General features: G+C 40.6%; 10 protein-coding genes and 1 pseudogene. 7 read left to right on the top strand and 4 right to left on the bottom strand.

The window, feature by feature from the left end; genetic code table 11:
* The 3 genes and pseudogenes from RH89_RS21425 to RH89_RS21415 all read left to right on the top strand — a co-directional run.
* Window positions 1–311 (top strand): annotated as a pseudogene (locus RH89_RS21425) (metal-dependent hydrolase); the annotation flags it as partial.
* Window positions 312–356: 45 nt separating this feature from the next.
* Complete coding sequence (locus RH89_RS21420) at window positions 357–1,169, top strand: response regulator transcription factor (protein WP_004406377.1); 813 nt, start codon at window positions 357–359, stop codon at window positions 1,167–1,169.
* 87 nt (window positions 1,170–1,256) lie between these two features.
* Window positions 1,257–1,754, top strand: a complete 498-nt coding sequence (locus RH89_RS21415) for a VOC family protein (RefSeq protein ID WP_004406376.1) — start codon at window positions 1,257–1,259, stop codon at window positions 1,752–1,754.
* Window positions 1,755–1,987: 233 nt separating this feature from the next.
* On the opposite strand, the gene RH89_RS21410 is transcribed toward RH89_RS21415, so the two are convergent.
* Window positions 1,988–3,712 carry a glycosyl hydrolase family 18 protein gene (locus RH89_RS21410; RefSeq protein ID WP_158091127.1) on the bottom strand — a complete coding sequence of 575 codons (1,725 nt, stop codon included), beginning with the start codon at window positions 3,710–3,712 and terminating at the stop codon, window positions 1,988–1,990.
* A gap of 801 nt (window positions 3,713–4,513) precedes the next feature.
* The gene (locus RH89_RS21405; RefSeq protein ID WP_004406370.1) at window positions 4,514–5,095 is read right to left on the bottom strand and encodes a sugar O-acetyltransferase; all 582 of its coding nucleotides are present in this window, start codon (window positions 5,093–5,095) and stop codon (window positions 4,514–4,516) included.
* A 540-nt stretch (window positions 5,096–5,635) separates the two neighbouring features.
* Between RH89_RS21405 and RH89_RS21400 the strand changes: the two genes are divergently transcribed.
* From RH89_RS21400 to RH89_RS21390, 3 genes are all read left to right on the top strand, one after another.
* Window positions 5,636–6,733, top strand: coding sequence for an acyltransferase family protein (locus tag RH89_RS21400; protein WP_004406369.1), 1,098 nt, complete (start codon window positions 5,636–5,638; stop codon window positions 6,731–6,733).
* Window positions 6,734–7,170: 437 nt separating this feature from the next.
* A complete protein-coding gene (locus tag RH89_RS21395; RefSeq protein WP_004406368.1) occupies window positions 7,171–7,950 on the top strand; it encodes a hypothetical protein in 780 nt (259 codons plus the stop codon).
* Between the two features lie 11 nt (window positions 7,951–7,961).
* Window positions 7,962–8,540 (top strand): hypothetical protein, encoded by a 579-nt coding sequence (locus tag RH89_RS21390; RefSeq protein WP_139063333.1) that lies wholly within the window; start codon window positions 7,962–7,964, stop codon window positions 8,538–8,540.
* A 351-nt stretch (window positions 8,541–8,891) separates the two neighbouring features.
* Here the strand turns inward: RH89_RS21390 and RH89_RS21385 are convergent, their stop codons facing one another.
* Window positions 8,892–10,430 carry an RNA-directed DNA polymerase gene (locus RH89_RS21385; protein WP_004406366.1) on the bottom strand — a complete coding sequence of 513 codons (1,539 nt, stop codon included), beginning with the start codon at window positions 10,428–10,430 and terminating at the stop codon, window positions 8,892–8,894.
* 273 nt (window positions 10,431–10,703) lie between these two features.
* On the opposite strand from RH89_RS21385, the gene RH89_RS21380 reads away from it, so the two are divergent.
* Window positions 10,704–15,026, top strand: coding sequence for an NACHT domain-containing protein (locus RH89_RS21380; RefSeq protein WP_004406365.1), 4,323 nt, complete (start codon window positions 10,704–10,706; stop codon window positions 15,024–15,026).
* Window positions 15,027–15,281: 255 nt separating this feature from the next.
* Here the strand turns inward: RH89_RS21380 and RH89_RS21375 are convergent, their stop codons facing one another.
* Window positions 15,282–16,436 carry a hypothetical protein gene (locus tag RH89_RS21375; RefSeq protein ID WP_004406364.1) on the bottom strand — a complete coding sequence of 385 codons (1,155 nt, stop codon included), beginning with the start codon at window positions 16,434–16,436 and terminating at the stop codon, window positions 15,282–15,284.

Raw genomic sequence — 16,436 nt, 5'->3', positions numbered from 1 at the left:
CCTATATCGGTGAATCCGTGGCTAAGTTAGATGTCGGGAGAGACTTCCCTTGGCTCGAACCTGATTCACAGCAAGCCAAAGATATTGAACGTTTCCGCTGGTTTTCCAATGGGTATGTCGCGCAGGACCCAACCGATGAGTTACGTATCATTGACGTACGTTATTCTGTTGTGCCAAATCAGCTAAATGCGCTTTGGAGCATCAGGTTATCTCCAACCGCTTCTGAGGACACACATGTAGAGTATGCTACTCACAGGGACAACTCCGCAACGTCCAGAGCATTGTTTTTTGAAATGCTATTGGATGATTGATGGAAGCCACTTTGGTGGCGCATAACATAGGGAAATGAATCGCTTATGAACTATCAGACCTTTCAACCGCACCCAGATCTAGAGTCGCTAATCAGTTGCTACTGGACTTTGGAAGTCCCTGAAATGGAGGAGACTCAAAGACAGCGAATCATCCCAGACGGCAATATCGAAATGGCATTCATTCTGGGAGACGATATCAAAAGGTACACTTCTGAAGACAGCTTCATCCTGCAGCCTAGAGCCATGGTATTAGGACATATCATCGACCCTTTTTATATTGAGGCGACGGGGCGCGTCGACACATTTGCGATCCGATTTTACCCCTATGGCTTTGCCAACTTTATAACCGTACCTATCAAAGCATTGGAAAATACCGAGACGCCGTTAGCTCAGTTATTCGACGAAAAAACGGCTAATCAACTGGAACAAGACATTATTAGGGCAGCAGATACGCAACAAAGAATAGAGATAATTGAATCGTTTCTTCTGAATAAGCTTAGTGAACAGAAGACAGTTGATAATATCGTTAAAACAACAATAGACACTCTATTCGCAACCAAAGGAAGCACGTCGATCAGCAAGATCCTCAAAGAAGACCCATCCAAAAGAAGACAACTTGAGAGGATGTTCGTTAAACAAATTGGTGTCAGCCCGAAACAGTTAGGTAAATTGATTCGGATTCAAAGCGCGTTAAAAATGATGCTTAACCAAGAGGAAAACCTTACCCAAATCGCCTACCAGAATGATTACTATGATCAATCGCACTTTATTAAGGATTTCAAAGAGTTTACTGGAGTCAGCCCAAAAGAATTCTTAGGAAATGAAAACATGACTCTCTCTTCCATGTTCTATAAGTGAATTTAATCTGTCGCATTTTTACAATTCCTTTTTTCATTGCCTGCATAACCTTTCCGTAACATTACAATCAGTAGATGTGAGGGTTACATGAGAAAGGCAATACTGAGCCTTACCGTTGCAATGTTAGCTTTTGGCTACACTGTTTGTTATGGCGCAGACCGAGTTGAACCAGAAAAACCAAAAGGCGATTCAGTCATGAATCAAAATGGAGAAAGTATGAACAGTTATATTTCTATTTTTGAAATCCCAGCAACAGATATTTCAAGAGCCATCAGTTTCTACCAGGCAATTCTCGGCATCAATATCGAGCAGATGGAAATGCCGGGCATGGAAATGGGCTTATTCCCTTATGAAGATCAGACAGTGATTGGCGTGGTTTTAAAAGAAGAAGGTTTTCAACCTTCGTCAGGTGGTGTCACGGTATACCTAAACGGGGGAGACAACCTTCAGGTTGTTCTTGATAAAGTGGAAAAAAACGGTGGCAAAATCGTTATTCCTAAAACCGCTCATGCTGACGAAAGTGGATTCTTTGCCATATTCCTTGATTCAGAAGGAAACAGAATGGGGCTACATTCCCCAAATTAATTCAGGAAGAGCTTACACCTGATACCGGTTAACGAATAACGCCAAGATCAGGTTTCAGTCTCTGAGTTTTCCTTAACCCTGCACATCGACTCTGTTTATTTGAAAAGCCTCGAAGAACGTAATTGGTCTGGAGGCTTTTTTGTGTTGTAGGGAAGTGTGATTTGCGAAAAAAATCCCTGCTTTGGATTAACCAGAACAGGGATCAAATGAGAGAATACTAAAAATAGCGGGTATTAGTTGGCAGGTTCCCAGTTACCCCACTTATCTTTTTGATATGACACTTTAGGGTTATCACCACCCTGAGCCCAGTTTCGCGCTCTCCATTTTTTGTTTTCGAAAGTTACAATATCACCAGTTCGGTAAATTTTTGTCGCATCCCATAGGTCTGCAGGTGGCTCAGTTGGCTTTGTTGGTGGCTCAATTGGCTTCGTTGGCGGTTCAATTGGACCGATAGAACCAGCTTTAACACCTGTTAGGATTTTACAGTCCTCTTCAGTCAGCTTGTTTCCGTTAACGTCGATAAGTCCACACGTATTAATTACGTTAGTCATGTCCAGTTTAGTTTGAGTGACTTTGTAGCCTAAACCTTCACGTGCAGCATTGATGTGGTAACCAGGATCGTGATCGACCATCCAGTTGAAAATACCGCCCAGATTACGTTTTTTCGCGTACGCCGCTTTCGCGTAAACTGTTCGTGGAGTATCAACACTTACGTACTGTTTTGTGGTCTTGTTGAACAGGAAGTCTGCATTCGCATCGATGTCGGTGTAAATCTCATAGCCCTGCATGCCAGCAGCACCTGTGCTCTTAAAGCTCACAAGTTTGTTCGCATAATCGTAAAGCTCAGAAGAACCCGTATCATAAGATTTGTTTGCAGCATTACCCGGCGTAAACGAACCAATCAGTGGAGAAACGCTTTGAAGGTTCACTTGACCAGCGTTACGGCTGTAGTTTGCATAACCAATCTGAATCGCAGTTGATGGAATGCCAAGCACATCGATCATGTAATCAATGGATTTCTCAGCAGAGTGGAACGTATCGTCATTCTTAAGCTGCTCGCCAGACAGGTTAGTGTGGTGAGCAAGTTTGTCCTGCCATTCACCCATGAAGTCATACGTCATTAAGTGAACATAATCCAAACCGTTATCGATCAATGCTTTGATGTTTGACGCGTCCAGTTTTGAAGCAGGCGCACCAGCGGCGATAGCAATTTTCTTGTTTTGCATACCAGCAGCATCTAGAGCCATACGAAGCTCTTTGATAAGAAGCGCGTAGTTCTTACCATCGTCTGGAGACCACGAGTTTTCACTCGCACCCGCACCACCTGGGTATTCCCAGTCAATGTCGAGCTGATCAAACATTGGATACAGAGTGAACCACTTCACTGCACTGTCGACAAACACTTTACGAGATTCAAATGTGCTTGCCATACGAGAGAATGGTTCAGATAGCGACCAGCCACCCACACTGAAGGCAAGCTCTAAGCCTGGGTCGCGCTTCTTCATTTCACGAAGAACAGCAACCAAGCCACCAGCGTGTTCCTGACCTGCTTCAAAAGTTGCAGGACCGTTTAGTTCACTTACCCAGTTACCGCTACCTGCGCCAAGATCCTTATGGAGATCTGCGTAAGGGTCGGTAAACACAATAGTGAAGTCAGGGTAACCGCCATCGGCACACACTTTCTTCGCAGACTTAACAGCAGAAGTAATCGTTGGATCACCAATCTCGGTGCCACAAAGCGCCATGAAAGAATAAACTAACTTGTCGTATTTTCCTTCGATGTCATTGATATCAAAACTACGCTCGTATCCACCCCAGTTAGAGACATAACCTGCTACTGGTAATAGCGACGCGTTGTCTTCATAAGTATTAAATACTTGTTCCGCCTGAGTCCATTTCGGACCACTATACGCAGCGGTACTACACGCCGCTAATATAGCTAAACTTACTATTTTCATAGATGTTTTCATTTTATCTACCTTTAATAAAATTTAAGTTTTAATGATTTTAAATATTTCTTGTTTTACCAAGATTATGTTTGTTGCTGCTAATAATTACGTTATATATTTTATAAAATTTGATCCATATGCTTGTTGTTGTATATGTGTTTTATTAAAGTCAGATTTTTACGATGATTTGGTTTTAAAGTTCAATAAAAACAAATGGTTGAATTTAAATGTCAATTTGATGTTATTATATTTTTCCTTTGTTAATGCTTGTTCTGTGATTTTTATTCGAGTTATTTTTTGAAGAAAAAATACTGTCTCAATAAGAAGACTGAGATATTTTGGAAACAAGAACTCGAATAAAAATTCAAAATTAATGAAGAAGAATAATGATTGAAGTTAGATTTTTAATGAGAGATATCGATTTTTATTATCAGCATGAATATTTATTTACAGACAAAGATACCGTACAGGGTAAATATTGATAATCGACCAATACTGTTATTAATTGGAGTGTGATACTGTATTTTTCTGTATCAGATAATATTATTTTTGAACGCGATTCAGAATATTAGGCGACAAGGCAAACGGCTCTTTTTCTAGAGATGCCAGACCAAGTTGTTAAAGCCCTGGTTGTAACCCTAGCAGAATGTTAGATTTTGGCGTACGGGATATACCTTATTTGAGGCAGGGCAGTAGTGGCTGCTGTACTTTTTGATGTGTGTGATACAGAATCTCGGAAACTTGTTTTCGCGTCATTAGATGCTGTTTCTAGGGGGAGGCGCATAAGAATGTTAGAAAGCCTCTTCTCCCTTAAGCCAATTCGTTACCAAGTACTTCACCATTCTCATGAATTTTCCTGATCAACTTAGCAGGCGTTCCACCATACAGTGAATCTGGCGGAACATCGCTATTAACTACTGAATTGGCTGCAATCACAGATCTCGCACCTATGGTGACACCTTGGTTGATCACAACATTGCCGCCAACCCACACATCGTCCTCAATGTTTATAGGAGCACAGGAAGTTTCCCAGTTCCGACGTGCAAGGTAATTCAGTTCGTGGCTAGCACAGTAAAGCTGGGTATTCGGACCAATCAACACGTTATTGCCAATGGTAATTTTCGCGCCGTCCAGCATGGTCACGTTCATGTTGATGAAGGTCTTTTCGCCAATTGAGATGGTCTTACCAAATTCACAATAGAAGGGAGAGCGGATCAAGCTAGAATCTGGAATGTTACCCATAAGCTGTCGAAATAATTCACGGCGTTGATCGCCATCGGTATTTTGGTTAATGGCTTGCAACAAGCTAGACGCATTCTGACGGATACGGTCAACACTGTCTGCACTACCATCAAAATCTTTCCCTGCGAGCATCTTTTCAAATTCAGTCATCTTGCCCCTCAACTCGTTATCTATCGGTTTACTGCGGTAACATTGTATCACTGGTGGAGCTATCTATTCATTGGTTCACCAGTAGAGGGAAACCGTCCATTGTTCGAATTCTGTTTTGAAAACTATCCAGATATTTTAAATATTCGAATGCTATTTTATTCGACTATTACAATGATGTTTGTGAAAACAAGAATATCAATATAAATCGATATTTAACTTTTTAATTTAAGTTTTATTAAGGATTATTTAACTTCAACTCCTAACTATTAATTGTTGAATGAAATACTCATTGTAAATATTTTATTTTATGAGTCTCAGCACATAATGAATAACTGCTTATCTCTGATTTACATAAACCCCTGTACGATTGCAGTTCGTGAATGTAGCAATAAACCCATTTTATAACAGTATGTTAAGTTAAGTTTACGTGCTGGTTAATTGTCTTTCTTCGTTGAGTGTTTACCTCATAGTTACAAGTGCTGAATGGGTAATATTGCGCTGTTTCAAAAGATTTTTATTTGAATTTATGGACAATTAAATATGAAGACAAGGTTTTACGAAATAGATTTGCTCAGGTTTTTGTCAGCAATTTTTGTAGTGATTTTTCATTATACCTATTCTGCACATATGGCAGGACATGCTCCTGTTATTGATCTAGAAAATGCTCGTATTTGGAGCCGATACGCCTATATGGGTATCAATTTCTTTTTTGTTATAAGTGGCTTCGTCATTTTTATGAGCGTAGAAGGGGGCAGCGCTCGCAAGTTTGTTGCATCTCGTTTTTCCCGTCTGTTTCCTGCCTACTGGGTCGCATTGGCTCTGACCAGTATTGTTACCATCTATTTTGGCGCTCCCAAATTCACGGTTGACGGTGCACAGTTCCTTGCCAATTTAACCATGGTGAATCACTGGTTTGGGCATCTGCCTGTAGATGGGGCGTACTGGACGCTATTTCTGGAAGTGAAATTTTACTTATTAGTCTTCGCGCTGCTGCTCTTGAGAATGATGAAGTATTTTCTGCATGTTATAGCCTTAGTGCTCATTGTATCAACCGCCACACTATTCCACCCTTGGGCTAAAGAAATGAACATGTGGGTGTCTATTTTTCCTCACTGGAGCGGGTATTTTGCCGCCGGAGGCGTGTTCTACTTTATTCGTCGTGATGGTATTCGCCGTGATGGCGCGTCTGCCTTTAAAATGCTTTTGCTGGCACTGTCGTTCGTATATATGGTTAAGCAATCGACATTGTTTGGTGAGTTAATGTCTGGATGGTTCTCTATCACATTCAACACCACGGTCATTGCCATTCTTAACATCGCCTTCTTTATGCTGTTCTGCGTTACCGCCTTCTGTAAAGAAAACGTACTCAGACAAAAGTGGCTGTATTACCTTGGTGTGCTGACTTACCCAATTTATCTAGTTCACCAAAACATCGGCTATATCATCTTCAATCACTTTGGTGATTCGGTTGATCCCGTTGTTTTAGTCACATCAACCATCGCTCTCATGCTGGTAGTCGCTTACGTAATCCATACACAAGTAGAACGCAGACTGGCTCCAGTGTTTAAAACGGCAATGCTGAGGCTTTTGCGTATTCCAAACGTCGGGAAAAACCGGAAAGAGGTGGAGACAGTGTAGTAAGGGGGGGCTGGTTTTGAACTGTGAGAGGCATTTGGTAGTAAGCCACTAGTTAGTGGTCTGCTATCACGATGTTTGTTATGCCTATATGGGGTGATCAGGGACTGCCTTCTTTTTTGTGTAGAGGCAGGGTTTGGGGCATGTAGTTTGGATTCTGAAACTTGTTTTTGCCCCAGAATGAGTTAAATATCGTGGCGCTAACTGAGAGAATCAGCTAACTTTGCACTATACTTACTAATTGCAAAGGAAGGTGCCTCTTGAAGTGAATTGTATCCCCTTTGCTATCAAAGTCTACGATTTACAAAGGAGGCTTAGAAACGTAGTTTTACCTAAACTCGGATGTTACCAATAAAAAGCAACCTGAAAGGTAACTATTTATTTTATTGGTGATTTTGTTACATTATAGGTAATTCGTTATAGGTTAGATGGAGTATCAGATGAGCGAACTAGCAAAGCAAAGTCCGTTTGAAGAAGCATTGGTTCGAGTCGCTCCTGTTACACCTCTCCTGCCACTTGTACACAATTGCGATGCTCACACTTTTCGTTCGATATTGAGTAGTAATCAATTAAAGGTTTCTAACTGCGATACATTCGTCGGAGACACTCTTTCTTATTTTTATTATGGGCGTCCTGCATACCGAGTTACAAAAGATACAGACAGTACTTCAATCAATAGCCTGTTTCCAGTTTGCTTTGTCGTCTCGCCCCCTGACTCCTTAAAGCTAAGAAGAGTATTTCCGCTAGATTCTGGAGCGTTTTCCGCTGATATGTTCAAAGAGTATTTCCATAAGAATACAGCTGTAGAAGATCTATCATTAAAGCCAGAACTAGAGAGTGCTGGCAAAGTGGTATCTCACTTCTTTGGTTCCAATTTGAACTACTTCCATTCTGAATCTAAAGACGTCGAAGTAGAAGCAATGGACTTTGAGGTCCAGTCGTATAAAGAGTTGATAAGTTCGAAATCAAAGACTAAATATGATGATCGTCGTGCAACGATTGAACTTCAGTATGGTAATGATATGAATCTTGATTCGTCAAATGTTATGATGGTTGTTCTGCCGACTTGCTTTATGGATAGTGGAAAGGTTAGAGCTAAAATAGCTGAATGGAGTTGTGAAGTTAGAACTTACCATACATCTCATTGGAACCCTGATGAGTACATACCTCTTATTAATAAAGAGCTTTGTGATTACTTAATGGATAAATCATTCATGTGATGGAGACTAAATTGAAATTAATAGGGACAGTAAACCCTCATGGTGTGATTCCTAGCTTCGGTCTCCCATTATTCACTGATGGTGACAGCCTATTTGTGGCGAAAATTAATACTGAGAATAATGAAATATCCCGTTTTGTCCGCCTTGAGGATCACAAGTATGATATTACTATTTTAGAAGATAGCTCTGGACTGTCTGTTAAAGTGGGGGATCCTGCACTATTTTCATTTATTCTAGATAATGCTAACTGGTTAGTAGGTAACAAGAAACAAATCGATAAGTATCTTGAACTCAACATAAGTAGACTGTTCGATAGTCCATTTGTTCTTTCCGAAGTTGGATCATTCCTTGGCAACCAGCGTATCATTGATATCGCAAATCAACGTCAAAAATATATTTTTAGTGAGGCTACTGATACTATTATTGAATATATTTGTAATGGTGAAAGTCGGTCTGAAGAGTTTGTGAAATCATGTTACCCCGAAATAGTATCTACTCCTTCAATGCCATTGTTTTGGTACGCTGATGATGTGCTCAGCCCTCTCCCTCTGGGGGTTTTACATAATCTATATACCAAAAAACATCACTAAAGCAGCAATCCTCTCACCCAGCTTGAACCATATAGAGCTGGTAGAATAATTTGACATGAACATAATCTATGTCATAGCTATTCTTTAGATAACCCTCTTTTACAAAATTTTAAATATTAATAACACGATTTTGTCCAGTGATGTGCTGGCGGGACAAATTGACGCAGTTTGGGACAGGTTGACTCATTTATGCCCCGAAACAAGTTGCGAGTCATTGTAACTCATTTTCAAACGAGTAAAGTTTGCATTAGATGAGCTAATACTACTAATGTCCAAACAATAGGTAAGACGTAACCTCCTCCCAGTAGTTGGGAGGAAGTTTGCTCTATGATTTATTTTGTTGGTATCGAACTACTCATCATCGTCTTCATCAAAGTCGATGTCATAAGGGAACAACACTACTTCATCTTCAGGTATTACTGGCTCACATTCCGCAAGTTCATCTGGATCAACAAAAGCCGTAGTCATAACGACAGTTTTAAAGTTGTTATCTGTAATCCACTCAGAGTTCCAAACATGCTGGTGAGGCACTGCGTGCACACCTGACACGATGGAACAAAGTATCTCTCCATACTCTATATCTGGATTGATGTGGTAAGAGATGCGCTGAAGCCAGATGTCTAGTATTCCTGTTCCAAGTATGGGTTCAAATTTATCTTTAATCTGCTCTAGTAGCTCTAATTTCTCGTCATCGTCTGTGACGAACTTAAGGACATTGCTCAAAACTAACGCACAAGAAGCAAACGTTCGTGGGTTATTAATCATCAGGTCTGCGATGATGCTGACGATTGGTCGAACATTCTCTTTAAGCTTCGTCATTCGCTCTAGACGCTTATTTATCTTCGCAAGGTATCTATCTAATTGACCTGAGTTCTTATACTTTCTGGAAAAGACAGCTAGCTTCAAGAGGGTCTTTTGGATAGTCGTAGCAGCTACGGTTTTGCCGAATAGCATCAAGGCTTCTTGCTTATCAGGCTTCATTGAGTTGAAGATAATGTCTTCAGATAGAGAGGTTTTAGAAGCATTTAGCTGTAATCCTAGCCCCTGAAGAATCACAGTTAGATGTCTCGCAATTTCCTCTGCGTCTTCCTTGCTGTTAGTAAAGACCCGATAGTCATCTCGGTAACGGATGATATGGTAGTCATCCATAAGCTCGTCATCCAGTTTTTGCGCTAGTAGATTATCAGCGTAGCCAAGAACAATCTCTGCAATAAAGTCCATCAATACTGAACCTTGAGGTATGCCATTTGTCTGCCCTTCTCTCATCTGACGTAAGGCGTAATCAATTCGATTACCAAGGTTAGCATTGTTACCTCTATTGGCTTTAGCGACCTCTCGCGTGTGTATAGCCCAAGGGATTGAATGGGTGTATATCGACGGATAAAAGTTAGCTATATCTGTCGTAAAAAGATATTTAAACTCAAGTGCTTTGCTTATAGATTCCTGCTCAACGTCTCGCCACCAACCTGTGACAGTTTCAGCCGTGTCAGATGTATCTTCCTCTTCTGATTCTCTAGGTAAACTCGCACAGACTATATTGTCATTATCTTGAAACTCATCAAACCGTTGAATTAATAGTTCCCATTCATCTTCTTCAGTAATCTTGTGAACCAAGTGGGCGTAGATAGCTGGATGAATTAACTCGAATGGTCGCCATGAATAATGACCGTCTTTGTTTGTCTGCAATGTGTAGTTAGTGCTTTCATAGTCACATGCTTTCCTATAACCAATGTCATTGATACCGTTTTGCTTTCTATCAAGCGCATCGCTTACAGCTTCAAGAAGAGGTTCAAAATTGAAGTAAATTGGAAGCGGAAAGTTGCAATAACTGGTGTCCTTTAAGAAGAAGTCTCTTGCATCTTGTGCCGTCATTTCAGTAATTAGTGCCATGAATACCTACTCGAATATCAAAATGTTGACACTATTTAATACTCATTTGGTGTCTATGTCTCATGTTGCACCTTAAAAACGAGTTAAAACTCAAATATCAAGATACAAACGCTCTGGTAAAGCAAACACGAAGAGTCCTGAATACCAGTCTATGACCTAGCTACTACATCCGTACATATACTCCATTGAATCATGGGTTTAATGCTAGACAATTACCACGGGTATGAGAACATAAAACCAGTGAAACCTTCTTCATCAGGAACATTACGTAGTATGACCATCCATCATGTACCGATAGAGCGCCGATTCGCAAAACCCTCTGAAAAGCACCTTGTCGATCCCGACTTTTTGTCCTTATGGGGCGAGAATATATCTGGCAGTCTGAGTTGGGATGATTTTAAGGATAATTGCTGTGTCGTTGTGCTTGCTGATGGTAAATGTGGCAAAACTCATGAGTTTAAGATACGAAATGAAATACTCCGAGCTAACGGTAATATATCGTTTTTCATACCGTTAGAGCAGCTCCAAGACAGTGAGGTTCTAGATATATTGTCAGATGAAGAAGAACATATATGGGAAGGTTGGCTTGCATCCCCTGAACAGACGGCGGTGTTCTTTTTGGATGCTGTAGATGAGCTTAAGCTTCGCCAAGGAACACTTCGTAAGGCTTTGAGGAAAGTTAAAGATACTCTAAGCGAAGCTCTATCGAGAGCAAGATTTTTTATATCTTGCCGTCCAAGTGATTGGAATGAGGAGTTGGACGTTAAAGCCCTATCAACAATACTGCCGCCGGAAAAAATAGACCAGGCACAGCTACAAGCTAAAGACGGAGAGCAGGCGTTCTTACAGGTTATTTCTCGCAAGGAACGGGCTGGCAATAAAACTGAGCGGGAGACGGGTGATAATGACTCCTCTAACAAGATCAGAGTGGTAAGCCTTCTGCCTTTTACTCAAAGCGAAGCTCTGAATTTTGCGAAACTATACTCTCCAAGTACCTCAGAACAATTTAATCGACAATTGTCAGAAAAAGAACTTTGGCACTTATATCGTACCCCTTACGAAATTATGTCGGCCCTAGACCAATTAGAGGAGCAAGGGAAATTAGGTAATTTAGAGGAGCAACTTGTTTATGGCATTAACCAAAAGCTTCGCGAAATATCAGATAAAAAGCGGAACGGTCTTAGTCAAGACAAAGCACTCGATGGCGCAGAACGAATAGCGCTAGCTTTTTTTATGACTAAAACGAGATCAATAAAATCGACTTTTACTGCAAGCAAGGAAAGCGCTCTAAAGATTCAAGATGTACTAACTGATTGGACAATTGATGAATGTGCAGAGCTACTTGGTAAGCCCATTTTTGACCCTACAGGAGTTGGAGCATTCAGATTCCATCATCGTTCTACGCAAGAGTATCTGGCTGCATTGCGCTTAAGAAAGTTAAGGGCGTTAGGTCTCAATACAAATGACTTGTTTAGCCAGTTATTCGCGTGCGTAAAAAATGAAGAAGTAGTAATTCCAAGTATGGAACCAGTGACAGCGTGGTTAGCTCTGTGGTATCCCGACATATACAACGAGGTTAAAGCACGCTCTCCCTCTTTGATGTTTCGTCAAGGAATCCCCGCTTTGCTTACAGTTGAGCGCCGTGCAGAGCTTATTCGAAAATACGTCGATATGTACTCGCAAGACAAATCGTGGCGAGGTATACGAATTGGTTTTTCCGATCTGAAACGGTTGTCGACACCAGAGCTATCACCTGTTGTTCGCGAGTTGTGGAACAAAGCTTATTCAGGTATTGACACAAGGGAGTTACTTTTAGAGTTAATCTACTTAACTCCAATGCCAATGTGTACAGATTTGGCATTAAATGCATTATTTGATGAAGATTTGCCTATACAGCAGAGAACTTACGCTGGATGGAGCGTGCTTGAGTTTGGGCAGCAAGAACAGAAAGAAAAAGTCGGTAAAGCTGTTCTTAAAGGGGAGTGGCCACACAAGCTGATTCGAAGCCTATTAAGCAACCTTATTCCTGATGCTATGTGTGTCTTTGATTTTTTTGCAGTCGTAAAATCCCTCCCGGAGACTCCCAATAATGTACATGGGCTAGACTTCTCGATAATGAATGCAATCAAGTCTGAATCGCTTTCGGACCAACAAAAGTATTGGCTTAGAGGTGAGCTTGCTCAAGCAGTATGGGATGCTCGGTGTGCTGATAGTCGTATCTACAACGGTAATTCAAAATATAACCATTTTGTGGACGCTATAATCCAAGCTTGCTTTTTAACAGTGCCTGCTGAACAAGAGAATGTTGATGAGTGGGCTTGGTGTCTTGCTGTCGCTTTTCACTTTGGTGAGCGTAGGACAAGTATTATTGCGAGTGACGAGACTAAAGCACTGGTCAAGTTGTTGTCACAAGATTTAAAGCTTAGGGAAGCATATTATTGGGCTTGTTTACGCTTAGTAGAAGAGCTTGAGAGTTATGATAGTTTCATCTTTAGTGATTATCTTATTGATTATGAAAACATCTTATCTCCATTCACTACTAACGATCTTTTGTGGTTAGAACGAGCTTTTATTGAAGGCGAATCAAAAAATAAAAAGGACGCAGCCTTTTATCAAATAATTCAACTTGTTAAGCATGAGCCTTCTTCAAGAGCAATTGAGTTCTTGTCTACATCACTTCCTGCAGGAACTGAATATGCAGATATGTTAGAGCGAATCTTAACCCCTCCCGAACGAAAGCCTGATGTATACGAACTTGAACATCGCAAAGCAATGGAAAAATTTGATGAAGAGGAAGCTAAAAGGGTCGAAAATTGGAAAGGGTGGAGGGACGAAGTTCTTGCTAGTGAGGATTTTTGTTTAGGTGAGGATGAATATGAGAACACGCTTTACAACCTGTTCAATTTTCTAGAACAGAGTCGTGAGCGTTCGACATGGGGGACGTGGGACTCTAATCTGATTGAAAGAGCCTTTTCTAAAAATTTTGTTGATGCCCTGAAGACAAGGCTATCAGATTATTGGAAAGCAGCGGATGTACAACTGTTTAGTGAACGGAATAACGAAGCCAAGAACTCTTTTTCCTATGAAACCTTGATGGCTCTTACCGCAGTTAAGTCCGAGTCTGAAAGCAAGTGTTGGCCGACAGGTTTGACTGATGAGCAGGTTCGTCTGGCTGTCAGAATCTCTACTATCGAGCTCAATAAGTTTGCTGACTACCTTCATTCGCTAACAGATAAGTTCCCTGTCATTGTTGAAGAAGTAATTACTTTAGAGGCTCAGAAACAATTAGAGTATTTTGCTGAGTTAGGCAAAGCTCCAATATTTCATGATGCCCTGTATTCAGATTACTTAATCGTAAAAAGCGGCGTTATCAAAGCGATATTGACGAAACTTGATGTAATCGAAGCTGGTATGTTCAATGGTTCCAATACCGACCTAAAGTATGCTTTTGAATTAGTAGCTAAGTTTGGTACGAACACTCCTAAAGCTTTATTAGCTGAAGTGGTGAGTCGCTTCCTCGATAATTCTATTGATTCCGTTGATGATCGTAATGCTTGGATAAAAAGGTTGGCAAATCTCGACTTGGTGAAAGGTTGCGATAGGATAATTGAGTTTACGGAAAATAGATGCGCTGATGGAAGTTTAGACCTTTTTGCTAATGTTTTTGGCGACCGTCATAGCACGCAACAACCGACGTTTGAGCATATAGAGTCGACTCAACAAAGACTAGCCGTATTGAAACCACTGGTTATTCGCTCTTATGAAGTCGTTCAGCCTTCTTCTGATATAAAGAGGGAAGGCTCCTTTAGACCGGGAAGGAGAGACTATGCTGAGCATGCTCGCAGCTTCCTACTTGAAAGCCTATTTAAAGTAGAGTCACTCCAGACAATTGACACTTTATACGAGTTGTCAGCGATGCCTTTGTTTAATGACGTATCTTGTCGGCTACATCAAGCTGCTGTTGATCTCGCAGCTAGAATGTCAGAGCCGAAGCCAATGCCAGTGGAAAGATTTAATCAATTTAATAAAGAACGAAATTATCAACCCTATGATGACCGCTCTCTATTTATGGTTATGAACAACAGGCTAGATGATTTTGAGCATAGCCTACTCAATGATGAGGCAAGCATAGTCGATACGCTGAGAAAAGTTGATGGTGAAACCGAGCTTCGCAGGTTTATTTCTAATTACCTATATCAGGATAGCCGTGGTGCTTACTCGGTGACTCAAGAAGCGGTAGTTGCTGCCGAAAAAAGAACGGATATTCGACTTAATGTAGATCGCATCGATAGGTACGCCTCTATAGAACTCAAACTTGATGATCGTCGAAACAACTGGTCGGGTTCTGCGCTGAAAGTTGCATTAGTTGACCAGTTAATAGGACGATATCTAAATCACAAGAAATGTTATGTCGGTTGCCTTCTTATATGTATTAGGGAGTCTCGCAATTGGGTAAATCCAGATACAGGTGAGAGAATGAACCTAGAAGAGACCGTAAGCTGGCTTCAAGGTATTGCAGATGAGATTGCATTACAACGCCCGGAACTACTAGTTTCAGTGAAGGGGATTGATTACTCCAAAATAGCGAATGAATGATGTAGTAGTATTTTGAGATATTAGGCAAGGCTTCGGTCTTGCCTTTCTATTCGGTGATTAGTTGTCCCATTGTGGCAAGGAATGATAAATCTAGACACTTTTTTGTATTTTTGCCATACCCCACATAATCCATTATTACCTAATTGAGTGAAATCGATAACACGTAAATGTCCAAATCTGGGCTAGTGACTACTAGCCCAATCCAACTCTAAGTATTAAATCTTAAGAAAGTTCACAGGGCACTCCCTTGAGCAATCAGTAGCTATCGAAACAGCCATCGTATCTCTTCATGCCAGGACTTCGGCAACTTCTGGGCTTTTCTATCAATTCGGGTGACACAATAACTTTTTTGGTGCACTCGAAATTTATGTTATTGAGAGAAGGGAGTAACCAAAAGCTGTCTGCAAAGATGTGGTCCCAGTCACAATCAGGGAAACGAGCTATTTTGAGTTTAGTATCTGCAAAAATATCACTGTCAAAACTTCCTAAGTAAAACCTTTTTAGCTCAAGCGTCTCAATGTTCTGCACAAGCCGTCTAGGTATTTTTAGTGGAGCACAAGTTGCGTCGGAAGGTCCTTTAGCGTTTAAACAGAGCTTTGAGGGTGCGACACCGTTAGGAATATTTTCTAAATTCAAGTCTTGAGGGCAGTTTACTAAATTAATATATCTGAGAGTCTCTGACAGGTTTTCCAATTTAATTTCACTTGATGAATGTTCACTCACATCTATACAGAAAGTTTCTAAATTGATCCCCAAAAGTAAATCAAAATTAAATTTCTGTTTCTTACCCCATACAGTAAGTGTTTTTAAGCTTTTGGGCAGAACGGTTATCGCGCTACTAGAATCCACGCTTAATGATTCTAAATTTGTATTTTTTAGAAAGTCGGTATTATGGAATTGCACATCTTCTGAAATTGCAAGTCGTTTAATAGTTGTCGGTATACCTTCAAAATCTAGAAAGTGGTTTTCTGGATAGTGTTCTATCGTGATGTTAGGTATATTCTCGGCTGCTTTCATCGTAACAAAGGGCGTCTCTATTGGGTTTAATAGCCAAAGCCCAAGATCCTTTATGCTTGTTTGGTGTAGGTGCGTGAAATCGATACTTTTCGTAACACCGACTTTGAAGCTATTGATGTTCATTCCTTCGAATATTGAAAAATCGAATTTATCTGTAAACAGGTAATATATATGGCTTAGATTTTTAAGTTCGGAGAGGGGGCTAAAATCAACTCCTTCCATAGAATATTGAGGACAGAAGTATATAACTTCGATATTCGGTGCTTTTTCTGCAATGCCTTTGAAATCTATAGAAATCAGTGGGACGTTAAGAAGATCAAGGCACTTCGTTCTCTTTGTAACGACTTTTTTGACGGTTTCTCCCTCAGGAGAGATTCCTATTACGTGAGGCAT

Origin of the sequence: Vibrio nigripulchritudo ATCC 27043, from assembly GCF_000222685.1 — a bacterium.
GTDB classification, from domain to species: domain Bacteria; phylum Pseudomonadota; class Gammaproteobacteria; order Enterobacterales; family Vibrionaceae; genus Vibrio; species Vibrio nigripulchritudo.
Note: the sequence above shows the minus strand (reverse complement) of the source record. Positions and strands in the feature narration are given on the sequence as shown.